At 33.3% G+C, this 22,929-nt stretch carries 24 protein-coding genes; 7 read left to right on the top strand and 17 right to left on the bottom strand.

The window, feature by feature from the left end; genetic code table 11:
* Positions 1-55: 55 nt before the first annotated feature.
* Entirely contained in the window at positions 56-1,060 is a 1,005-nt protein-coding gene (holA, locus tag BUB95_RS10570; protein WP_073086252.1) for a DNA polymerase III subunit delta, read from the bottom strand.
* Between the two features lie 89 nt (positions 1,061-1,149).
* Here holA and BUB95_RS10565 point away from each other — a divergent pair, with 89 nt between their 5' ends.
* The 3 genes from BUB95_RS10565 to BUB95_RS10555 all read left to right on the top strand — a co-directional run bounded on the left by BUB95_RS10565 (position 1,150) and on the right by BUB95_RS10555 (position 3,542).
* Complete coding sequence (locus BUB95_RS10565; protein WP_073087403.1) at positions 1,150-1,593, top strand: type I restriction enzyme HsdR N-terminal domain-containing protein; 444 nt, start codon at positions 1,150-1,152, stop codon at positions 1,591-1,593.
* A complete protein-coding gene (locus BUB95_RS10560; protein WP_073086250.1) occupies positions 1,593-2,594 on the top strand; it encodes a glycosyltransferase family 2 protein in 1,002 nt (333 codons plus the stop codon). The genes BUB95_RS10565 and BUB95_RS10560 overlap by 1 nt, the downstream gene beginning before the upstream one ends.
* Positions 2,595-2,684: 90 nt before the next feature.
* Entirely contained in the window at positions 2,685-3,542 is an 858-nt protein-coding gene (locus BUB95_RS10555) for an OmpA/MotB family protein (protein WP_073086248.1), read from the top strand.
* A gap of 54 nt (positions 3,543-3,596) precedes the next feature.
* Here the strand turns inward: BUB95_RS10555 and BUB95_RS10550 are convergent, their stop codons facing one another.
* From BUB95_RS10550 to BUB95_RS10530, 5 genes are all read right to left on the bottom strand, one after another.
* Positions 3,597-7,025, bottom strand: coding sequence for a VIT domain-containing protein (locus BUB95_RS10550; protein WP_083573370.1), 3,429 nt, complete (start codon positions 7,023-7,025; stop codon positions 3,597-3,599).
* Between the two features lie 20 nt (positions 7,026-7,045).
* The gene (locus BUB95_RS10545; protein ID WP_073086244.1) at positions 7,046-7,651 is read right to left on the bottom strand and encodes a vWA domain-containing protein; all 606 of its coding nucleotides are present in this window, start codon (positions 7,649-7,651) and stop codon (positions 7,046-7,048) included.
* A gap of 91 nt (positions 7,652-7,742) precedes the next feature.
* Positions 7,743-8,825, bottom strand: coding sequence for an AMP-binding protein (locus BUB95_RS10540; protein ID WP_073086242.1), 1,083 nt, complete (start codon positions 8,823-8,825; stop codon positions 7,743-7,745).
* Positions 8,825-9,760: a CPBP family intramembrane glutamic endopeptidase gene (locus BUB95_RS10535; protein ID WP_073086240.1), complete on the bottom strand. Its 936-nt coding sequence runs from the start codon at positions 9,758-9,760 to the stop codon at positions 8,825-8,827. The genes BUB95_RS10540 and BUB95_RS10535 overlap by 1 nt, the downstream gene beginning before the upstream one ends.
* Complete coding sequence (locus BUB95_RS10530; protein WP_073087401.1) at positions 9,757-10,797, bottom strand: o-succinylbenzoate synthase; 1,041 nt, start codon at positions 10,795-10,797, stop codon at positions 9,757-9,759. Before BUB95_RS10530 ends, BUB95_RS10535 begins: the two co-directional genes overlap by 4 nt.
* Positions 10,798-10,896: 99 nt before the next feature.
* On the opposite strand from BUB95_RS10530, the gene BUB95_RS10525 reads away from it, so the two are divergent.
* Positions 10,897-11,688 (top strand): SDR family oxidoreductase, encoded by a 792-nt coding sequence (locus tag BUB95_RS10525; RefSeq protein WP_073087399.1) that lies wholly within the window; start codon positions 10,897-10,899, stop codon positions 11,686-11,688.
* A gap of 77 nt (positions 11,689-11,765) precedes the next feature.
* On the opposite strand, the gene BUB95_RS10520 is transcribed toward BUB95_RS10525, so the two are convergent.
* From BUB95_RS10520 to BUB95_RS10500, 5 genes are all read right to left on the bottom strand, one after another.
* On the bottom strand, positions 11,766-12,269 hold the full coding sequence (locus BUB95_RS10520) for a mechanosensitive ion channel domain-containing protein (RefSeq protein ID WP_073086237.1): 504 nt from the start codon (positions 12,267-12,269) through the stop codon (positions 11,766-11,768).
* A 12-nt stretch (positions 12,270-12,281) separates the two neighbouring features.
* Complete coding sequence (locus BUB95_RS10515; RefSeq protein ID WP_073086235.1) at positions 12,282-13,055, bottom strand: carbonic anhydrase family protein; 774 nt, start codon at positions 13,053-13,055, stop codon at positions 12,282-12,284.
* A 30-nt stretch (positions 13,056-13,085) separates the two neighbouring features.
* Positions 13,086-13,772 carry a DUF2490 domain-containing protein gene (locus BUB95_RS10510; protein ID WP_073086233.1) on the bottom strand — a complete coding sequence of 229 codons (687 nt, stop codon included), beginning with the start codon at positions 13,770-13,772 and terminating at the stop codon, positions 13,086-13,088.
* Positions 13,773-13,870: 98 nt separating this feature from the next.
* A complete protein-coding gene (menA, locus tag BUB95_RS10505) occupies positions 13,871-14,776 on the bottom strand; it encodes a 1,4-dihydroxy-2-naphthoate octaprenyltransferase (RefSeq protein ID WP_073086231.1) in 906 nt (301 codons plus the stop codon).
* 10 nt (positions 14,777-14,786) lie between these two features.
* Entirely contained in the window at positions 14,787-15,617 is an 831-nt protein-coding gene (locus tag BUB95_RS10500) for a 1,4-dihydroxy-2-naphthoyl-CoA synthase (RefSeq protein WP_073087398.1), read from the bottom strand.
* Positions 15,618-15,941: 324 nt separating this feature from the next.
* Here BUB95_RS10500 and BUB95_RS10495 point away from each other — a divergent pair, with 324 nt between their 5' ends.
* Positions 15,942-16,364: a hypothetical protein gene (locus tag BUB95_RS10495; protein ID WP_073086229.1), complete on the top strand. Its 423-nt coding sequence runs from the start codon at positions 15,942-15,944 to the stop codon at positions 16,362-16,364.
* Here the strand turns inward: BUB95_RS10495 and BUB95_RS10490 are convergent.
* The 5 genes from BUB95_RS10490 to BUB95_RS10470 form a co-directional block, all read right to left on the bottom strand.
* Positions 16,357-17,187 (bottom strand): CvfB family protein, encoded by an 831-nt coding sequence (locus BUB95_RS10490; protein ID WP_073086227.1) that lies wholly within the window; start codon positions 17,185-17,187, stop codon positions 16,357-16,359. The two genes, BUB95_RS10495 and BUB95_RS10490, sit on opposite strands and share 8 nt — an antisense overlap.
* A 136-nt stretch (positions 17,188-17,323) precedes the next feature.
* A complete protein-coding gene (locus BUB95_RS10485; RefSeq protein WP_073086225.1) occupies positions 17,324-17,662 on the bottom strand; it encodes a DUF2853 family protein in 339 nt (112 codons plus the stop codon).
* Between the two features lie 94 nt (positions 17,663-17,756).
* Positions 17,757-19,517, bottom strand: coding sequence for a 2-succinyl-5-enolpyruvyl-6-hydroxy-3-cyclohexene-1-carboxylic-acid synthase (gene menD / locus BUB95_RS10480; protein WP_073086223.1), 1,761 nt, complete (start codon positions 19,515-19,517; stop codon positions 17,757-17,759).
* A gap of 57 nt (positions 19,518-19,574) precedes the next feature.
* On the bottom strand, positions 19,575-20,690 hold the full coding sequence (locus tag BUB95_RS10475) for a chorismate-binding protein (RefSeq protein ID WP_073086221.1): 1,116 nt from the start codon (positions 20,688-20,690) through the stop codon (positions 19,575-19,577).
* Positions 20,691-21,116 carry a PaaI family thioesterase gene (locus BUB95_RS10470; protein ID WP_073086219.1) on the bottom strand — a complete coding sequence of 142 codons (426 nt, stop codon included), beginning with the start codon at positions 21,114-21,116 and terminating at the stop codon, positions 20,691-20,693.
* Positions 21,117-21,158: 42 nt separating this feature from the next.
* Here BUB95_RS10470 and BUB95_RS10465 point away from each other — a divergent pair, with 42 nt between their 5' ends.
* Entirely contained in the window at positions 21,159-21,809 is a 651-nt protein-coding gene (locus BUB95_RS10465; protein WP_073086217.1) for an alpha/beta hydrolase, read from the top strand.
* Positions 21,806-22,384, top strand: coding sequence for a GNAT family N-acetyltransferase (locus BUB95_RS10460; protein ID WP_073086215.1), 579 nt, complete (start codon positions 21,806-21,808; stop codon positions 22,382-22,384). Before BUB95_RS10465 ends, BUB95_RS10460 begins: the two co-directional genes overlap by 4 nt.
* Positions 22,385-22,603: 219 nt before the next feature.
* On the opposite strand, the gene BUB95_RS10455 is transcribed toward BUB95_RS10460, so the two are convergent.
* Positions 22,604-22,924 (bottom strand): YtxH domain-containing protein, encoded by a 321-nt coding sequence (locus BUB95_RS10455; RefSeq protein WP_073086213.1) that lies wholly within the window; start codon positions 22,922-22,924, stop codon positions 22,604-22,606.
* Positions 22,925-22,929: the final 5 nt, after the last annotated feature.

Below are 22,929 nucleotides of genomic sequence, written 5' to 3'. Positions count from 1 at the left end.
TCCTAATGTGATGTCTCACATGCGTTCGACATGACAAAACTACAATTTGAACTAACTACCCAAAAATCTTTACTAAAAGCTCCTTCAATAAATCGCCTTGAGGTGTGGCGTTAGCACCAACACCTTTACCTTTTACATCAAAATCACGCAATAAAGCCACTGCTTTACTTACGTTTTTCATGGGAAAATTACGAGCGGCACTCGTATATTCATTTACAAAATAAGGGTTGATTTTTAATGCAGAAGCTACACTTCGAGGAGATTTATCATTCAATCCGTGGTATTGCAATAATTGCGAAAAGAAATTGAATAGTAATGATACCGTTACTACCATTGGGTTGTCTTTTGGGTTGTCTCCAAAATACTTTACAATCCTAAACGCTTTACCCATATTACGCTCTCCAACGGCTTTGCGCAATTCAAAATTATTGAAGTCTTTACTAATGCCTATGTTTTCTTCAATAGCTTCTGGTGTAATTTGAGCGCCCTGTGGCAATACTATTTTTAGTTTATTGAGTTCGTTTTCAATTTTAGATAAGTCAGTGCCTAGAAACTCTACAAGCATTTGCGCCGCTTTTGGTGTAATCTGATAGCCTTGCCCTGAAAGTACGCGACGAATCCAGTCTGGGACTTGATTATCATAAAGTTTTTTACTTTCTAAAACTACACCCGACTTCTTTAAAGCTTTGTATAAGCCTTTACGCTTGTCAATTTTTTTGTACTTGTAATTAACTACTAAAACAGTAGTAGGTTGTGGATTATTTACATAATCTACTAACTTTTCAATAGTACGGCTTAAGTCTTGTGCCTCTTTTACAATAACAACTTGGCGTTCTGCCATCATTGGATAACGCTTGGCATTACTCACAATATCATCTATAGCAACATCACGACCATACAGCACCATTTGGTTAAAGCCTTTTTCAGCTTCGTCGAGAATATTATTTTCAATGTATTCAGAAACCTTATCAATATAATAGGCTTCCTCTCCCATCAAAAAATAGATAGGCTTAATGTTACCTTGCTGAATGTCTGTGACTATTTGCTTTGCTTCTTCCAACTAATAAAAGTTTCAAATTTCAAAAACTTAATTCCAAAAAGAATGGATTTGAGATTTGCTATTTGGGGATTGAAAATTACCTTTGTGTAGTGCAAGACCTTAATTTTCCAAAGTTCGACTACCGTTTCAAAAGTACAGAAAATAAAGTTTCTATTTTTGATATTATTCGCAAAAAATTTGTGGTTTTACAACCCGAAGAATGGGTACGTCAACATTGTGTGCATTATCTGATTTCTGAAAAGAAATATCCTAAATCATTAATTAATGTCGAAAAAGAACTCACTGTCAATGGCTTAAAAAAACGTTATGATATTGTGGTATTCAATCCAGATGGTTCTATTTTTTTGATTGTGGAATGTAAAGCACCAAAAATTAAAATCAATCAAGATACTTTTGACCAAATAGCACGTTATAACATGACGCTAAATGCTACTTATTTGATGGTAACCAACGGAATAAATCATTATTATTGTCAGATGGACGTTGAAGCGCAACACTATGATTTTCTAAAAGAAATTCCGGATTACAATTAATGAATTACAGTAGTAAAGATATCGCCGTAGTTATACTCAACTGGAATGGAAAAGCCCTTTTAGAGCAGTTTCTACCTTTAGTAATACTATATTCTGCTGAAGCCAAAATCTATGTTGCCGATAATGCCTCAACAGATGATTCTGTTTCTTTTGTGACTAAAAATTTTCCAGAAGTAAAAATCATTCAGAATACAGAGAACGGTGGCTATGCCAAAGGTTACAATGATGCCTTAAAGCAAGTTGATGCGCCTATTCTTTGTCTTTTAAATAGCGATATTGAAGTCACTAAAGACTGGTTACTTCCTGTTGTTGAAAAATACAACACTGATAATGTTGCCATTATTCAACCAAAAATCTTAGACTATAAAAAGAAATCACATTTTGAATATGCTGGTGCAGCAGGCGGTTTTATAGATAAGTACAGTTACCCGTATTGCCGTGGCCGTATTTTTGACACTATTGAAGAAGACAAGGGGCAATACAACGAAACCTCAGATATATTATGGGCTTCCGGCGCTTGTTTCTTTATTAAAAATGAGGTTTTTAAAACTTTGAATGGCTTTGACGAATCTTATTTTGCCCATATGGAAGAGATAGACTTATGTTGGCGTGCCTTTAATAACAATTACTCAAGTAAATATGTAGGAGCCTCTACGGTTTATCATGTTGGTGGTGCTACGCTTCAAAATACAAATCCGCGAAAGACGTACTTAAACTTTAGAAACAGCCTTTTTACTTTGGTAAAAAACACAGATAGAAATGTACTTAGCCGTGTTTTAATAAGAATGATTTTAGATGGTATCGCTGGGATTCGGTTTTTACTAAAAGGTCAGCCTTCATTCTTCTTTTCAGTTCTAAAAGCCCATGGAAGTTTCTATGCATCGTTACCAAAATTACTAAAGCAGCGTAGGACTTTAAAAAAGAAACCTGGCTATTATAACCGCACTTCAATTGTGTGGGATTATTTCATTAAAAAGAAACAAAAATTTGACTGTTTATAAATCTGTTAAAGTTTTTGTTAATCAGTTACGTCAGCGCCTTTCTTTTCTATAGTTTTGTATTGATTTAAAACAATAAATTATTAATTCACTATGAGAAAATCAATTCTTTTGAGTTTAGGTGCTTTGCTGATTCTTACAGCATGTGTATCTAAAAAAGATTATTTAGCATTACAGGAAAAACAAAAAGAAACCCAAGACTTATTAAATACAGCTACAGTAAAACTTAACGCTTGTTTGTCTGACCAAGCTGCTGCAAATGCACGCTTAGAAGGCCTTAAAGAGCAGTTAGCAGATATGCGTCGTAGCAACGAAGCTTTAATAAAAAGCTCTCAAGACTTAACAGAATTAACAAGTAAAGGTGCAGAAAACCTTGAAAAGTCTTTAGAATCTTTAAAAGAACGTGATTTAAAAATTACACGTCTACAAGATGCTTTGAATAGAAAAGATAGCGTTACACTAGCTATTGTAACTAGCTTAAAGAAAGAAGTTGGTATCAACGACCCAGACATCGAGGTTAACGTTGAGAAAGGTGTTGTGTTTATTTCTATTGCTGATAAGTTATTATTTAAGAGTGGTAGTTATAACGTAACGACTCGTGCAAAAGAAGTATTAGGAAAAGTAGCTAAAGTAATTAATAGCAAGCCTAATTTTGAAGCTATGGTAGAGTCGCATACAGATAATGTACCATACAACAAACCTCCGTTATTAGACAACTGGGATTTAAGTGTAAAACGTGCGACGTCAGTGGTAAGAGTTTTAGAGAGTTTAGATGTTAATCCTCAACAATTAATCGCAGCTGGACGTAGTTCTTATGTGCCACTAGTTGAAAATGATACTGCTGAAAATAGAGCAAAAAACAGACGTACCCGTATTATTGTATTACCAAAAATTGATGAGTTTTACGATATGATAGAAGAAGAAATGAAAAATCTTTCTGCTGGTAACTAAGCATTAATTTTAAAATATTAAAAACCCCGATGAACATCATCGGGGTTTTGTTTTTTATATAACTAATGTATCAGCTTTTATAATGCCTTCTTCATCTGTTAATCTTAAAACTTTTATTTCTTTTGTTTGATTAGACTTTCCAAAATTTCTGAAGACTGTAACTTTCAAACTTGTAGGCCCTATTATTTTCTGAACACTACTTGAAAAATATTTGACACTGATTTTATAATTTCCTTTCTGTGCATTCTTTATTTTAAATGTCTCCGGACCGTAGCCCTCAGTCATATCATCAGAGATAATACCCCCAAATCTTGAAGTTGTTTTTCCATAATATAAATCCTCTCCTGCGGGATTCTTTATATGCAGATCTAAATCTGTGTTGGCATGATTCCAATCAATAACTACTCTAATATCTACTTCTACATCAATAAAGTCTTTTTTATATTTTTTAAGCTTTTTACTATTAGATACAAGGTTACTCAACTCTATATATGCAATTTGTTCTATACCATAGTAATTGCTTGCTTCATCTTTTTCTAATAAATCACCTTCTACAATTTTATTTAATAATTTATATGCTTTTTCATCTTCTCCAATTTCTATATATGCCAATGCTAAATCTCTAACCGATTGAGGCTCTTCGGGTCTCAAATTAAGGACTTCTTCATAAACATGAACTACTAAATCGTATTCCTTGTATTGCTCTAACTTGTATGCTAAAGCTCTAATTAGTTCATGATTATCAATTTCTATTTCTATAAGGTTAGACACCACTCTTAAAGCATATCTATAATTATTTCTAGACTCAAAAAATTCTGCTACATCTAAGAAGAAAGATGGTGTGTTATGATATTTCTCTCTTAGTTCTAAATACAGCTTATAGGCTTTGTCTATATCTACTTGCTCATTTAACAATGCTAAATATGACGCATTTTTTTTCCATGACTGCAATGTAGTATGCTCTTCAATTTTTGAATCTAACTCTTTGATTAGTTCACTTCTATTCTCTAATCCTTCCATTGTTTTAATTACAATAACCCCATTAGCACCTCTATTACCATAAATGGCTGTAGCACCAGCATCTTTAAGAACAGAGACTTCTGCAATATCTTTTGGGTTAAGATTTCTAAATTCATTTTCAGATATGAGAACACCATCTACCACAAATAGCGGGTTCGTGTTTCCATTAATTGAAGATACGCCTCTTATTTGCACTATGCTATTACCACCTGGATTTCCCGACGCAGTGGTAATATTAAGACCTGGAACTTGACCCGACAAAGTTTGAACGAAGCTTGCATTTGGTCTATTCTCAATTTGTTCACTTGAAATTCTTACTGATGAAACAGAAGACTTTGCCCTTGTAGTTGTTGCGTAACCTGTTATGACTACTTCATCCAAAGAAGATGTGTTATCTTTCATAACCAAATCAACATTTTGTTGATTATTTAAAACTATTTCTTCGGTTTGCATACTGACAAATGAGAACACCAATGTTTCCCCTCGCTCTGCATTAATAGTATATTTTCCATCAAAATCTGTCTGAGTCCCACGTGTTGAACCTTTTATATAAACATTTACTCCTGGTAATGGTAGTCCATCACTTGAAGCAGTTATTATTCCAGAAATAGTAGGTTGTAATGAATCAAATTCTCTAGAAACTGATGCAGTAGACTGATTTACTAAATTCGTAGAAGTTGGTACATTAGAAATTGTAGGCTTTATTTCGGGTTTAACTTTAATTTTTGGCTTTAAGTTAAAATCTTTAGTATACCATTCAATTAAATCTTCATAATCTTCTTTTAAACTTTCTAGTCTTCTTTCAATAATTTTGGCTCTTGACACTTCTTGTCGTTTACTATTAGATAAAAGCCTTTTATAATCATCCATTAGCTCTATAGGTGGTTCAATTTTATAACGCACATAATCTGAAATTCTATCTAAAACAATCATTGAAGTATATTGAGATATTAAATGATTGTCCTTACTATGTCCAATAATTTTTTCTTTATTTTCTTTGGCTGACTTTTCTAAATATTTTAGTTTTTGCTTAGCCCAAAGTCGTTTTGCCAAATTGGATTTTACGCCAGTTTGCATATCAATTTTTATGGTTTTGACTACTTCATCTTTATAACCAAATAATAATTCAACTTTATTAGCATTAAAATGCTTCCCTCCTAAGGAAAAATTACCATTCACAACCTCATTATTTTTTGGATAAACTTCAAAAATCCTGTTGTTACTTTTTATTCCTAGAAATTGTAATGATTCATTTCTAAGTTTCTCTAAACTTAAAATGACTGTATCTCTATTTAGATTAATATAATTACCTCCAAACTTATTACTATAAGCTTCCAGCAATTCATGATTAGCAGATTTTACAGAATTAATTGCATAAAATCTTTTAAAGTTCTTAGGATTTAAATTACCCAAATTATGCATCCCATCAGAAACTAGGATAACTTCATCAACATTTGAAATAGGTAATTTTTGATAAGATGTACCACCATCATAATCGACATTCTCTAGCTTATTTCTTAAATAACTCCAATTACCATCTTTAATAATCATCTTTTCTACTTGAAGAACTGAATTACTGAAGGCTATCAATTCTACTTTTACATTTTCAAACTCTGAAAAATATAAATCTAATAATTCAAGTTCTTTTTCTAAATTCTTGTACTGCATAGAATAAGATGCATCCCATAGCAATACAATTGATTCTGGATTCTCCTTCAATCTTGACTTAGCTTGTATATTCTTGTTCAAAAAAAAGTGGTCATCTTCTACAATTAAACTAACATTAGAATTTGTAGGGAATTTAATCTTGAGACTATTATTAGCACTGAAATCTTTTGCTTTAAATTGAGCTATTACATTTTTAGAATTTCTCTTAAATTTTAAATTATTTTGAAATAAACCATCAACTATCGGCATTATTTCTTTTGAATTTTGAATTATTTCTAACTCAAAATCATCCAATCTATTCTTAAAATCAAAAGGAATTTCAAATAAATAATTATTATCCAGAACTGAAAGATTTTGCTCATAACTGATTACTATTCTTTTGTATCCTTTTGCTGGAATTGGGTATACTCTAACTTTATAATTATTTCCTTTTGTCTTTTCCAATAAGACGGGGTCAATTCGCTGCTTAATAGTGTTCTCATAAGCTACACGTCCAAGCTCTTTTTCTACAACAACTGCATCTCTTAAAATACCATTTAAATCCATTGATAAATGAGATACTGTTTGGCCTTGACCTAAAGGAAAAGCCAATTCCCCTTCTAATATTCTATTCTTTCCATTATAGAAAGTCATATCATAAGTTACTTTAGCATATTGATTAGAGATGTCAGCTGTAACTTTTAGCATGCTTAATTTTAGTTGTTTATCACCATTTATTTTTAATTGTGGAGATGTTTGAGAATAAGCATTACTAATAAATATAAACATCACAAAGAATTGTATTAAATTTTTCATAATAAGATGTTTTAGAAGGTTTAATTTTTAATAACTTGAATGATTTCTGGTAAAAGCGCCAATGCAGATAGTACTATTGCAGTGCCATTACCTTTTTGTTTTGTGGTTGCAGTAGTTGCAGCTACAGGATTCACTAGGTTATTTGCTGTAGATTTTCGCTCAGGAAGACGAATCATTATAACTTTATTGTCATAATCTTCTTCAAAATTTATATTGGCATACTTGTAAGCAAACTCAATACCATCTTTGGCAAATGCTTCGATACTTTCTTTTGGATGCTCAATTGCATAAAGCATCTTCTTTAGCTGAGTAGCTGGAGTTTTAGAAAGTGCAATGCCGCTATAATGGTTATAAGTGGCAATACTAATGTAATCGTCTTCTGTAAGACGTTTTGAAAGCAGTTTGAAGGTTTGCTTTAAAATAAATTTGTCTTCTTCTGAAAAATCACCTTTATGTGTCTTTAATAAAAAGGTGACGTTCTGTGGATTACCATCTTCTTCAAAATGGTCTACGATAAACGTAAAAAGGTTGTCTAGAGTTACGGATTCGGTTTCAATTCTTCGTTCTTGGCTTTGCAGTTGTGCTGTTACTAACAGTAATACAACTAGTTGGATTAGCTTTTTCATGGGTTCTACATTTTAAAGTTTGCATAAAACTAAATGCAATACCTTGGTTATAAAATGCAGAATGAGTGAAGCTTATACTTTGGTGAGTGAACTAGCCTAAAACAGAATTAATGGTTTTTTTACGCTGAACTTTACCACTTGCTGTCTCAATAAACCTATCTATAGTGTAGATGTCTTTAGGAACTTCAAACTTAGCAAGCCCTTTAAGATGCTTTAAACGTGTTTTGAAACTATCTATTGAGTCTCGAGGATTTTCTATGATAAGTATTAATTTTTCGCCAAGGCTATCATGAGCTTCAGAGGCTACAATAAAACGTTCATCTATGACTTCTTGTAATTTATCTTCTATTTGTTCTGGAAATAATTTAACACCTCCAGAATTAATAACGTTATCATAGCGCCCAAGCCAAATAAAGCTTGTTTCAGATTTCAAATCAACAACATCATTAGTAACCAATGCGTCTTCAACTAAATTTGGCGCATTAATTACTAAGCATTGTCTCTCATCTTGTTTAAAAGTCACCTCAGGAAGTGCGGTAAAAACAGATTCACCTTTATGCGCTTTAGACTCTAACCGCTTTAAAGCAACGTGTGTTACAGTCTCTGTCATACCGTAAGTCTCGTAGAATAGTGAGGTACTTACTTTGATTTTCTCTACTAGTGGTTGTGTAATTTTTGACCCACCAATAATAATCGTCTTTACATTCTGAGTATAATTTATAGTATGCTTTAATTGAAGCGGAATCATTGCACAGAAATCGTATGGCTTCTCGTAATCGAAAATGGGATGCGTACTTGGCTCAACACAATCGATTTCTAAACCTAAAATCATGGCACGAACCAACATCATTTTACCAGCTATATAGTGACTAGGTAAGCAATTCATTGCAGTATCTCCTGGTTTCAAACCAAAAAAATCACCTGTAGCTATAGCCGAATTTACCATGGCTTGCTTCTGAAGTTTTATGCGTTTTGGCTGTCCTGTTGAACCAGAGGTATTAACGAATAAAAAGTCATCATTATTTAACCAATCCGTTAGAAAATCTCCCATAGTTTGGCTAAAAGGCTGCCCTTCTTTTATAAGACTGTAAGCGACTTCTTTAAGTTCTTCATGACTAAAATGATGTCCGTTGAACTTAAATCGGTTATGAATTTTATTAAAACTTGGCGTCATTAGTCTAGTACTTTATAATCTTCTTTTGGTGGAGGTATTACTTTACCAAACAAGCGTTCTTTCCAGTTGGTCCATCCATACTTTTTAGAGAGAATTAAAAGCATTATTGGATAAACGATGATAACAGGTGCTAAAATTTCTGTAATGGAACTTATACCCTGCTCAGCAGTATTTTTAAACATCGCATCCGTTTGTAATGCAGACCAATCTGAAGTAATCAGTAAAGCCGCTAGAAGATTATTTCCTAAATGAAATCCTAAAGCAAGCTCTAAACCTTCGTCCATCAATGTCATAATTCCAAGAAGTAAACCAGTACCTACATAAAATATCATCATTTTAAAATATCCGATTTCGGCAACTTCAGGATTTGCACTGTGCATAATACCAAAGAGTACTGAAGTTAAAATCAATGGAAACCATTTATTCTTAACAATAACACCTATATGCTGCATCAAATAACCTCTAAATAGATATTCTTCTAAACCAATCTGAAAAGGAAACAGAACAACACATATCAAAAACAGAATGGCAAATCTTCCCGGGTTAAATTGGTAAACGATATCTGAAGAATCGTAGTAATAACCTATCGCAAATGTTGCTATTGTAAAACCAACGACTAAAAAAAATGAGAAAAAAACACGTTTAAAATCTACCTTAGACCTTGATGTCGTTAGAGACAAAACACTTCGTTGATGTACATATTTTACAAGAGCAAATAACAGTAAGAGTAACGGTACGAAAATACCTAAGTTTAAAATCAACATAAGATTAGAGTCCCAACTTTTCATCATCTCATAAGCCATGTCTAAATCCTCTGGTGAGGAAAATAGATAAAAGATAAAATTGATGACGAATAATCCTGAAACTAATACCGTTGTGAGTATCACCATCCAGGTCTCAAGTTTTCCTTTATAAGCTTGTTGTATATAATTCATTTTAAAATATTAAGTTCCCAATTTGTTTTTATATCGTATTGCAAAGTACCATTTTTTACAATTAATGGCGAATGGAAATTATTAGTAAATAAACCTCCCGTTCCCAAACCTTGTGGTAAACTATTCTGAAGCGTATATGTCCATTGAGCAATAGCGTTTAAGCCTATATTACTCTCAAGCGCACTAGTAACCCACCATTTTATAGTATGCTTTTCCGCAATATCTATCCATTCTTGACTGCCCTGAAAACCGCCTACCAAACTAGGTTTTAAAATGATATATTGGGGTTTTATAATAGAAATAAGTTCTTCCTTTTCGCTCTCAAAAAAAACACCTATCAACTCTTCATCTAAAGCAATATCTATTGGAGAAGTCTCACAAAGCTTAGCCATTTGCTCAAATTGTTTAGGCTTTATAGGCTGTTCTATGGAATGCAAGTGGTATTCTGAAAGACGATTTAACTTTTCTAAAGCTTCTTTAGGGCGAAAAGCGCCATTGGCATCCACTCGCAATTCTATATCAGATATTGAAAATTCTTTCCGAATGGATTTTAAAATATCTAATTCAGTTTGAAAATCAATAGCTCCAATTTTTAGCTTAATACATTTAAAACCAGATTCAATTTTCTCAATAATTTGCTGACGCATAAAAGCTTCATCTCCCATCCAAACCAAACCATTAATATGTATACTGTCTTTTCCTTTTGTAAAGTTTGAAGGAAATAATTTAAACAAATTAGCCGAATCTAAAGATTTGAATGCCATTTCTAATCCGAATTGGATGCTTGGCATTTCAACAAGATGATTAAGCAATTTTTCTAAACCTAAATTAATATTTTCGCAAGCCCATTTTAGTTGATTTTCATAATCTGGTCTATCGTCGATAGAAAGTCCTCTTAAAATACCACATTCGCCAATTCCAACTTTACCGTCTTTTTCTAGGCGAATAAACCAGGTTTCTTTAGTGGTCATTGTACCTCTAGAAGTCCCACTAGGCCGTTTAAAATTTAAAATATATTGTTGGTAAGTTGCCTTAATCATAAGTGCATCAAAGATACTTAAATAATTATCTTTTTTTGAAACATCAACATGGCAATTAGCTTAGATTTTCTACTTTTAAAACATAAATTACGTTTTATGGATTTTAATGATAAAGTGATTTGGATAACTGGTGCTTCTAGCGGGATTGGTAAAGCTTTAGCTCTAGAATTTTCTAAACAAAATTGCAAACTCATCCTTTCCGCTAGACGAGAAACAGAATTAAATAAAGTGAAGTCTGAATGTAATAACACTGAGGCTATTTCTATTCTACCTTTTGATTTGGCAGACTACAGCCTTATGAAACCTATTGCTGAGAAAGCAGTTTCATTTTTCGGAAAAGTAGACATCCTTGTCAATAATGGTGGTATAAGCCAACGGTCTTTAATTGTAGATACTGATATTTCTGTTGATAAAAAGCTAATGGAAGTTGATTATTTAGGAACAGTGGCCTTATCTAAAGCACTATTACCACACTTTATTAGCAATAAATCAGGACACTATGTTACTGTAACCAGCTTAATGGGGAAATTTGGTTCGCCATTCCGTTCTGGGTACTGTGGAGCTAAACATGCGCTTCATGGCTTTTTTGATGTGTTACGTATGGAACACGAAAAAGACAATATAAAAGTCACCTTAATATGTCCAGGTTTTGTGAATACAGATGTATCTCACAATGCGCTGACTGGTGATGGCTCTCAACTTAATCAACTTGATGAAGCTACTGAAAATGGCTTACCAGTAGATGAATTTGCAAAGCGAATGCTCAAAGCCATCTCCAAAGAAAAATTTGAAGCTTACATAGGAAGAAAAGAGACTACAGGTGTGTTCTTAAAACGTTTCTTTCCTAAACTATTGCACAAAGTAGTAACTAAAAGTAAAGTGAGGTAAGTTGAATATTTAGAAAAAAATATGGTGCCTAGTAAAGCACCATATTAATCTATTTTAAACTACCATAATTAAACCTTCTAAACTTCTTCTGTAATATTTTTTATGCTTTTCTGAATAAAAATATTGTTGGGTAATGTAATCTCACCAGAGTCTTTAGTTCTTAATGTCACAAAGAATAATCCAATATTAATCACTTGTCCTTCTAGTACATAATCCTTTCCTTCCAAAATAACGATTGAATCGTTTAGTTTTACTGGGTGATTAAAAAATATGATAATACTAGACGTAATATTAGACAGCAAAGACCATTGCGCAAAGAAAGCAACTCCAACTACTGCTAATATAGATCCTAAAAAAACAAGTAAGTCAGACTGTTTAACACCCCATATTACAAAAATAAACATGGAGCAAACAACTAATAACAAGAGGTTTAATACTTTTCGTATTACTAATCCTCTAGAATTATGGATTAGTTTACTTAATAGTCTCTTTGACACGACATTAAAAACAACTCGTCGCAATAACACATATAATGTAATTACGAAGAGTGTTTCTATGATTTTCACATAGTATAATTCCATTTAATGAATTAATTACATAAATTTCACTTTACCTGTGGCCATATCATATACAGCTGGTACAATTTTAATCTTTCCTTCTTTTTCAAGCTTAGCCATTTGAGGTGATTGCTTACGAATATCCTCTACTGTAACTTTTGCATTTTGAGTAATCACACTATTTGTATACTCTACGTTTTTTGAAGAAACCTCCCCATTTTTTTCTGTTGCAATTATAGAAGGTTGAATTTCATCTAATAAATTCTGAAGCGCATACATCTCCATAGACGCTGCATCCGTATTATCTATAGCATGTTTTACTGCACCACAAGAAGTATGCCCCATGACTATTACTAATTTAGACCCAGCTACTGCTGTGGCAAACTCCATAGAACCAACTATGTCTGGATTTTCAATATTTCCAGCTACACGAGCAACAAAAATATCACCAATTCCTAAGTCAAAAACATCTTCCACGGGTACTCTACTATCTACACAAGACAGTACAATGGCTTTTGGGTATTGCCCAAGCATGGCATCTACACGTTGCGCAGAATGGTCTCTTCTTGTAAGATTATTACGCATAAAGTTTTCATTTCCTTTTTTTAGACGTCCAATAATTTCATCAGGTGTCATGTCTGCTTGCTCTTCTGCAGTTAGAACACTTTCTATTGGAATTTGTTCAATAATTGTATCTGTTTTACTTTCGACTGTATTATTGGCGTTTTTTGTTTCTACCGAAACTTCTTTACACGAAACATAACCAACAGCTAATATTACGATAAACAATGAATTTAAAAGTTTTCTCATTTTGAATTTTGGTTTTAAAATTAATTTCTATTAAAAATTATGATGCATACTAAATTGTAACTGTCCTTTACCCCATGCGGTTGTTTTTTGATTCATCCAACCCAATTGAAATCTTATTTTTGAATTCAATACATAACCCATACCCAAATAAGTACGGTTTCTGTCAAATAGCTCCACAGTTTTCCCATCTCCAATATCTTCCTGTCCGTTGATAAACAATTCGTTGTAAAGTGCAACATAGAGAGCTTTTGGACTTAAGTCCTTTTTGTTTACCGGTACGTTTAAAAATAAATTATATCTATATCGTGTTCTAAAATCTTGTCCCTCATTAAAGCGTTGTTCATACCTAAAACGATGTGTTAGATAAAACCTATTTCCTAGTTTTTGAGGTATTAGTGCTTCTTGATAAATACGATTCTCGTTTACAGTCTCATCACTGTCTCCAAACTCACCTGTGGTTATATTTGCATAACCCAGTGTAAACATTACACCAGAATCTTTTGGTGTATAGGTGAAACCAGAGCGAAGTAGAAGTTGTTCCATATCGCCTAGGCCTTGCCAATCACGATATTGGAAATCACCCTGAATACCAAACTGACTATTTTTAAATTGGTGATTGTAAAAGTACATATACCAAGCTCCTGTTTGTGATTCATCCACCTGGCTAAATCCCGAAAATTGATATAAAAGCAATAATGCTAAAAGTATTTTTTTCATTGTTAATTATTTTGATTGCAAATTTAATAGTAATACTTTCATTTTTAGACATAATTATTTCGTTTAACTAAAATTTAACTTTGCTAAACGGTTTAAAATTAATGAAGAAGATAACCTACTCCCAAGAGCACCGAAAATAAAAAAGTAGTTAATGCTAAAACTTTTAACTGGCCATCAAAATCACTAGGTGTTTCAGCCTTTTGTATTTTCCTTAAGTGAAATATCAAAGGAATGAAGCTCAAAAAAAAAAGAAAGTTGTAAGGTTCTACATAATAGAGGATGCTAAAAATAGAGGAAGTAATCATAGCACCAATAATTAAAAAATAGTGGTAATTTTTAGCGCCTTGGTTTCCTAATTTTACAGCTACTGTAATTTTATTCACTTTAGCATCTTCCTCGCGGTCTCTCATGTTATTTAAATTAAGAACAGCTACGCTTAACAATCCAAGTGCTGTTGCAGGAAGAAAAACAATATGGTCTATATCTTTAATATTTAATAAATAAGTACCTAACACACTTACGAAACCGAAAAAGATAAATACAAATATGTCTCCTAAAGCACGATAACCGTAGGGAGAGTCTCCCATGGTGTAGTTAATTGCAGCAAAAACTGATAGGCCACCTAAAAAAATAATGAGTAATGCATGTAAAAAGTATTGATGACCAAAAGCAAAATAGACTAGGGATATTGTCAATGCTATAACCACTAAAATGTTCATTTTTATTGCCTCGAACATTTGCTCTGGCGATATTTCTCCACTTTGTATGGCGCGTTGTGGGCCTACTCTATCATCATTATCTGTTCCTCTAACACCATCTCCATAATCATTTGCTAGATTTGATAAAATCTGAAGACTTATAGTTGTTAGAGTCGCTAAAATAAAAACCCATACATTAAACCTTCCATTATAAGCAGCAAGACACGTACCAATAATAATGCCTGATATTGATAATGGCAAGGTTCGTAGACGCATTGCCGATAGCCATGGTTTTAGTTTTTTCATAAACTATAGACTAAGGAATCCATTTTTTAGGGAAATTAGGCTTTCGCTTTTCTAAAAAAGCATCTCTTCCTTCTTTTGCTTCGTCCGTCATGTAAGCTAAACGCGTAGCCTCACCAGCAAAAACTTGCTGACCTACCATACCGTCGTCTGTAAGATTCATTGCAAATTTGAGCATTTTGATAGAAGTTGGTGATTTGGCTAAAATCTCTTGAGCCCATTCGTATGCTGTTTCTTCAAGTTTTTCATGAGGAATCACTGCATTTACCATACCCATGTTATAAGCATCTTGGGCTGAGTAGTTTCTGCCTAAAAAGAAGATTTCGCGCGCTTTTTTCTGACCAACCATCTTTGCCAAATACGCGGAACCGTAACCTCCATCAAAACTCGTGACATCTGCATCCGTCTGCTTAAAGATTGCATGTTCTTTACTCGCCAAGGTTAAGTCACAAACCACATGTAAACTATGTCCTCCACCAACTGCCCAACCAGGCACAACAGCTATAACAGCTTTAGGCATAAAACGTATAAGACGCTGTACTTCAAGTATGTTTAGTCTATGATAACCATCGTCACCAACATATCCTTGGTGTCCTCTTGCTTTTTGGTCTCCACCAGAACAAAAACTCCAGATACCATCTTTTGTAGATGGTCCTTCTGCACTTAAAAGCACCACTCCAATATCAACATCTTCATTAGCATCATAAAATGCATCATAAAGTTCTGATGTAGTTTTTGGTCTAAATGCATTTCGTACGTCTGGCCTATTAAAAGCTATTCTGGCAACTCCATCACATTTTTTATAGGTAATATCTTCATACTCCTTTGCTGTTACCCATTTTATATCTTCCATATGTGTCTTATAATTTTGGCAAACAAAAATAAGGATAAATTCTTTCTTTGGTTTTATTTATGCAAATCTGTTTTTAGGCAAAAAAAGAAACAGAAAAATAGTTATTAACATACGAAAACGTTGTAATTAATTTAATTACAATAACTTAATTATCAATCAATTGCATTATTCTCAAAAATTTTATTCAAGCTATGTCAATCTGTTCAATTTTTGGCTTCTTTTATTTATAAAAAACACTTAAAAAGGTTAAAGTGAAAAAACAGTATTTAATTACTATGCTTGCATAGTAATTTTGCAGTCCCAAAAGTGAAGAGGATGTCTATAATTGAATTTGAAAATTGCCCCGAATTGATTGATTATCAAGAAATTAAACTTGGTAAATTATATTTTTTTAAATCATTTGTTGTGAGTGAGTTTGATGAAGGAGTGCACATTACTTTTGATAATTTTCAAGAAGCAACGAAGTTGATTAACAATTTTTACAATGAAAAGCCTTATGGTTTTATTGCAAATAGAACAAACTCGTATTCTATAGACCTGAATGATGCTAAACGCTTTAATGAAAGCTTTCCGTATCTAAAAGCTTATGCTGTTGTCTGTAACACCTTGTTTGGCAGAGGTATATTCGAGGTTGAAAATCAATTTTTTACATTCAACAGACAAATATTTAAAACTATTGAAGATGCTATTAATTGGGTAGAAAGTACATTAGAAGTTAGTCCAAAGAAAGCTATTTAAGATAAATACCATCGTCTTTAATCTCTATCTGACGTGATTTATATAGAGAACCAATAGCTTTCTTAAAACTCTTTTTACTCATTTGAAGTACATCTTTTATATCATCAGGAGCAGATTTATCATTTAATGGCAGAAATCCCCCATTATCCCCCAATTCTGTCAGAATAAATTTTGCGTTGGGCTCGATATTACGATACCCGATTTGGCTTAAGGAAATATCAAGTTTATTTCCTGGTCTAATTTTTTTAACGATGCCCTTTAACCTGTCACCGACGCTTATGTCTTTGAAGATTTCATCTTTGAAGACTAGGCCAAGGTGACAATTATTCACAATAACATTCATTCCAATATCTGATGGATGAGATACAATAATATCTACCTCTTCATATAATTCTACGGTCAATTCCTTATTATCTAAAAAACGATTGGTCTTACTAGAAGCAACTAATCGACCAGACTCCTCATCTAAATAACAATGCACCAAATACCAACCACCTGCTTTCATTTTAAAAGCCTGTTCCTTAAAAGGACAAAACAATTCTTTAACCAATCCCCAATCTAAGAAAGCACCAAACTTAGTTACTTGGTTACAACGCAATAGCGCAAATTCGTCTCTCTTAATATATGGCTTATCGGTAATAGCAACTGGACGTTCTTCATTATCTAAATAAACAAATACATCAATTTTATCGCCAATTTCAAAAGTTTCTGGTACATAGCGATTGGGCAATAAAATTTCGTTCTCTTCATCATCACCCAGAAACAAACCTGGTTCTGTATCTCTTAAAATTGTAAGTGTATTGTATTTGCCTAAATGTATCATGTCGCAAAGGTAAATAAAGTTAGAAGTCCTAAGTTTAATTCCGCATAAATATTATTAGATGTTGAAATAAATCTAATACAAAGAAAAAGCGTTAGTATTATTAAACACTAACGCTTTTTCTAAAAAATGTCTTATTCTAGTATACAGACTCTTTCTTAAAGTGTTTTACTAACATGTAGTAAATAACAGCTCTATACTTATTTCTGTTTGAGCGACCATAAGTATCTATTACACTATCTATAGCTTTATCTAAATCCGAGCTATCCTTCAAACCTAATTTTTTGATTAAAAAATTATTTTTTACAGTAGCTAATTCTTTATCATCAGAACCAGAAACCGTTGCTGCATCTGCATTGTAAATAGAAGGTCCTAAGCCAACAGTTACTTTTGTTAATAAATCCATATCAGGATTCATACCACACTTATCTTTAAGGTCTGCGGCATATTTTGCGATTAGGTCGTCTCTTTTGCTCATTTTATAAAAGTTTTAAGTTAATACGTATATACCCTAAAGATAAGAAAATTTGATGTTCAAAATCAAGGGCTTACAAAAATAGTTCAGAATTTTACTACTTTATATATTTAAAATAATCTAGTAAAATAGAATCGTTTAATTCTGAAGGTGTAAAAACTTCTAACAATTTAGGGCTATTTGAAGCTAAATAAAACGACTCTAAAGCCGAGGCTAAAGATTGAATATCAGTTGCAGATGTATATTCAAAACCATACATATTGCATAAGTCTGAAGCATTTAAATTATGCTTAGTCTCGAAATACGTATCGAAGTTATCCGTGTTTTTGTGTCCAGGTAAAATTCGGAAAATACCACCACCAGAATTATTTAAAACAATGATTCTAAAATTGTTAGGAATGTAGTTATTCCACAACGCGTTACTATCGTAGAAAAAACTTAAATCACCTGTTATAAATGTCACTGGTTTTTCTGAAGCTACTGCTGCTCCAACAGCAGTACTAGTGCTACCATCTATACCACTTGTACCTCGATTACAAAATACGGTTATATCTTCTCTAAGCTGAAACAATTGCGTATAACGTATCGCAGAACTGTTACCGACTTGTAATTGATTACCTGATGGAATGGACTTTAAAACCTTATCAAAAACTGTAAAATCTGAAAACGGAATAACCTCTAAATAGGTATCATGTAACTCGCGTCGACGCTCTCGTAACTTTAAGAAATAAGGCTTGAAATCATTTTTACTGATTTGCAATGGTTCACTTAATAACCCTTCAAAAAAAGTGTTTGGTAATAACTTGATATGCTTATCTAAAACAAAAAAGGTATCATTTGCATGATACAAATCGACATGCCAATGTGTTTGAGGCTTGTATTCTCTTAAATAACGTTTTATACGTTTTGAAACAATTAATCCACCTAATGTTAGTAAGATTTCAGGTTGAAACTTTTCTAAGTCTTCTGTATCAAAAGCTGTGATAAGTTTATCAATTCCTGAAAATATATCGTTATGGTGAAGATTTGAAGTCGTCTCTGTTAAGATAATTACACCATCATCTTTAGCTAATTCATCTAACCATTTTTTATCTATAGAGTTTGGAGGTAAAACACCAACAAGAATTAGCTTTCGCTTGGCTTTAGACCAAACTTCAGAACATTCAGAAATAATATCTTCATTAATATGTTCTTCTAAATCTGGAAGTTTGAAAGGTTTAGGGCTAATTGTTAAGCTTTCCACTCTTTCATACAAAGGCTCATCAAAAGGTGCATTGATGTGTACTGGACCCGAATTTAAAACGGCTGCATTTAATGCGTTATGTATTTCCGTCTCGTTTTGCGCCTGAATACCATTCTGAAGCCCCAACAGCTTCTCGACCTTGTTCTCAAGATTTTTAAACAGTGGAACATCTTCTTTTTGGGGTTGTTGTGCTTCTTCTCTTAAATCTAATTTTAAGTTGGCATTATAAAATACATGCTCTCCATAAACATTTTTCTGCTTGATGGTTTGTCCGTCGCCGATATCTACTAAATGCTTTGGACGGTCAGCTGAAATAACTACCAAAGGAATTCTGCTGTAATAGGCTTCTGAAACCGCCGGATAATAATTTAACAACGCGCTCCCAGATGTGCAAACTACAGCTGTTGGCTGTTGCAGTTGCTGTGCTATACCCATAGCAAAAAAAGCGGCGCAACGTTCATCCACTATGCTATAACACGTAAAAAAATCGTCATGAGTAAACCCAATTGTAAGCGGTGCATTGCGACTCCCAGGAGATATAATGATGTGTTTGATATCATGCGTTTTGCATAAAGTAACAACCGTTTGAGCTAATGGAATTTTGGAGTAGTTCATCTAAGTACAAAAATACGAAGTGCGACGAGGATTATAAAACATAAGTCGGCAATTAACTTATGTTAAGATATAGCCCATTGTTTTTGCCTTATTCTGCGTTTCTTTCCACTCGTTATTTGCATCGGAGCCTTTAGTTATACCACCACCAACATAAATCTTTGCTTTGTCTCCTATAATCTGTACGCAACGCAGATTCACATAAAAATTAGATTGTTTTTTTACAACGCTATACGCATTGTTTTCTACATTTCTTCTGTTTGTGTTTCGTGTTTTAGAAAACTGAAGGTTTAATTCGCCAAGAAAACCCGTATAAAATTCGCGATTATAGTTTTCGTTATCTAGAATAAATTGCATGGCCTTCTTTTTAGGGAAACCGCAAACTGCTGGTGTGGGATGCAATGCTTGTATTATCGATTTAAGTTTTGTCTCGGTAGATATTCGGCTTATCAGACGCGTTTTAAGATGCCATAAATTTCCAGCTCTAATAGTTTCTACCTCGGAGATATTCGTATTATCCGTATATGGTGCAATTTGTTCTGCTAAGTAATCCGTGACTATTTGCTGTTCTTTTAACTCTTTCTCTGTCCAAGAAGCTGTTTCGTCTGCATTATAGGGTTGAGTACCTGCTAAAGAGATGGTGGTTAATTGTTGACCTTCGACCTTAAACAACAATTCTGGTGTTGCGCCTAACCATAAACCCACTTTTGGATGGTACCAGCAATAGACCATTGCATTCTTGTAGGTATTAAATAATCGTTTAAAGAGTGTTATTGGATGCTCTGAGACCAACCGTTCTTCACACCGAGACAGCACAACTTTATCAAGTTGACCAGATTTAATGGCGGTAAGGCCTTTTTCTACTAATTCAATATGTGTTTGCTTTCCAGACGTATTAGATTCGAAGTCTTCATTCTTAACGGTTTCTAGTTGAAGATTTTCTATCTCTAAAACATGATGTTCACATTCGTTCTGCGGTAAAACTATCGCAGGATTATTTAAATCGAAAGGTGAAAACACAAAGCCGCTTTCTTCAAACGTATTGGTTTTATTTAAGGCATCGTCTTTTTGTAACCAACATTTTATAATGGAGTTTATAGGCCGACTGTAAACTACAAAAGGTAATTGAGCGTCGTATTGTTGCTCTAAGCGTTCAAAAAAAGCTGACTCGCTCATCTACTTCTTTTTAGGCAACGTAATGGTTGATAAACGGCAAATAGACACCAAGTTATCGTCTTCATCAGTCACGCGGATATCTATAAGTTGCGTTGTACGTCCACGGTGTAGAAATGACGCTTTTGCGTAAATATAACCTTTTGTTACACTCTTTATATGGTTTGCTGTAATCTCCAATCCACGTACAAAAAACTCTTCAGTATTTATAAAAATATGAGACGCAAAACTGCCAACACTTTCTGCTAAAGCTGCAGTAGCACCACCATGTAACACGCCATCTGGCTGATGTACTTTAGGTGTTACGGGCATACGTGCCGTCAACGTCTCTTCAGTAAAATCTACAATTTCAATCTCTAAGGTTTCCATCAGCGTATTTTTGCTTGCTGCGTTGGCCTTTTTGAGCAATTCGTCTTTAGATATTTGCATAGTAATGCCTACTTTTAATGTCGGAATGCAAAAATACTGAAAGTGCAAGGAAAAACGAATTTGGAAGAGAAAGAAATCACATACACAACTAGCAACTCTTATGCTACGTTAAATACAATGTCTAACAACACAAAAAATGTCTGGTTAGTTTTTCATGGTATGGGCTATCTAAGCCAGTATTTTCTTAAATATTTTAAAGGCTTAAATCGAGATGAGAATTATCTTGTAGCACCTCAAGCGCCAAGTAAGTACTACATTCAACCAAAAATGCATGTTGGAGCTAATTGGCTCACACGTGACAATACGGAAGTTGAAATGCAAAATATCCTAAATTATTTAGATGCTGTTTTAGTTGCTGAAGATATCCCGACTGATAAAAACCTCATCATATTAGGGTATTCTCAAGGTGTTAGCATTGCTACACGCTACGCTACTAAACGCCAATTACAACCATCGCAATTGGTGTTACATTCTGGTGGTATACCTAAAGAGTTAACTTCTAAAGATTTTGAATATCTAAATAAATCTTGCAAAGTGAAACTCATTTACGGTACTGAGGACGAATATTTAGACGAAGCCCGAATTGAAATTGAACACAAACGTGCTATAAAATTATTTGGTGACCGGTTGGAAGTTTTACCTTTTGATGGAAAACATGTTGTTAATGTAGATTATATAAATGCCTTGGTATGAAAGCACCAACATTAGAAAACAATCGTGTAAAACTAAGCTTAATCGATTTAAGTAATTTCAAGCAATTACAGACAATAGCTCAGGAAAAAGACCTCATCCACTACTCGCCTTCCGATATATCTACACCAGATAAATTACGCGATTATGTGCAGGTAGCCGTTGATGGGTATTACCATAAGAGCATTATTCCATTTATTATTTATGATAAAGAAAAACAAGCCTACGCAGGTTCTACACGATTTGGATTGATTAATTGGAAAAATAAAGTCTTACATATTGGTTGGACATGGATTGGACATAAATTTCAAGGTACAGGTTTAAATAAGAATATAAAGTTTTTGATGCTGCAATACGCTTTTGAAACTTTAGAATTTGAAAAAGTAGAATTTAGGATTGATGAGCGAAATCAGAAATCACGTCGTGCAGTAGAAAAACTAGGTGCTAAGCTTGAAGGTATCTTAAGAAAAGATACAGTAATGAAAGATGGTTTTAGACGAAGTACGTGTTGTTATGGAATTTTAAAAGAAGAATGGCCAACTATAAAAGAAGTTTTATCTAAGAATATAGACTTTTAAAGTTATGTTCATTTTGTCTTGAAACAAAACGAACCAAAAATTCAAAACGATTTATTATGAAATTACTGCGTAACGTTCGCCGATAATTAAAAAAAGAAAAGCTCTAAATCGTATTTATCTTTCAATCCTTGAAGATTTTACTTAACAAAATTTAGAGCTCACTATTTCTGAAAATCGTTGTTTCCGACTGTGTCGGAATTCTAACTTACTGTTGCCGGATTAGCTTGTTTGCTGAAGCGTTTTATTTTTTTCTTTAAGAATGGCTAATTGCTTTTCTAAAAACGTAATAGCTTTTTCTGCTTTTTGGCTTGCTTTAACTTTTAAATCTTCGATTTCTTCGCTTAGCTTTTCTTTACCTGAAGCTGCGGCTTTGGAAACATCTTCTTTTACTTCTTTAAAATCTGAAACGATTTGCTCTTTAACGTCTTTACCTTCCTTTTTTAATTTAGCTCGCGTATCGCTTCCTTTTTCTGGAGCGATTAACATACCAATACCTGTGCCTATTGCAGTTCCTAATAATAATGCTGGAATATGAATCATAGCTT

The organism is Winogradskyella jejuensis (genome assembly GCF_900129745.1).
Lineage (GTDB): Bacteria > Bacteroidota > Bacteroidia > Flavobacteriales > Flavobacteriaceae > Winogradskyella > Winogradskyella jejuensis.
The sequence above is the reverse complement of the archived record's forward strand: the minus strand, read 5'-3'. Positions and strand labels throughout refer to the sequence as shown.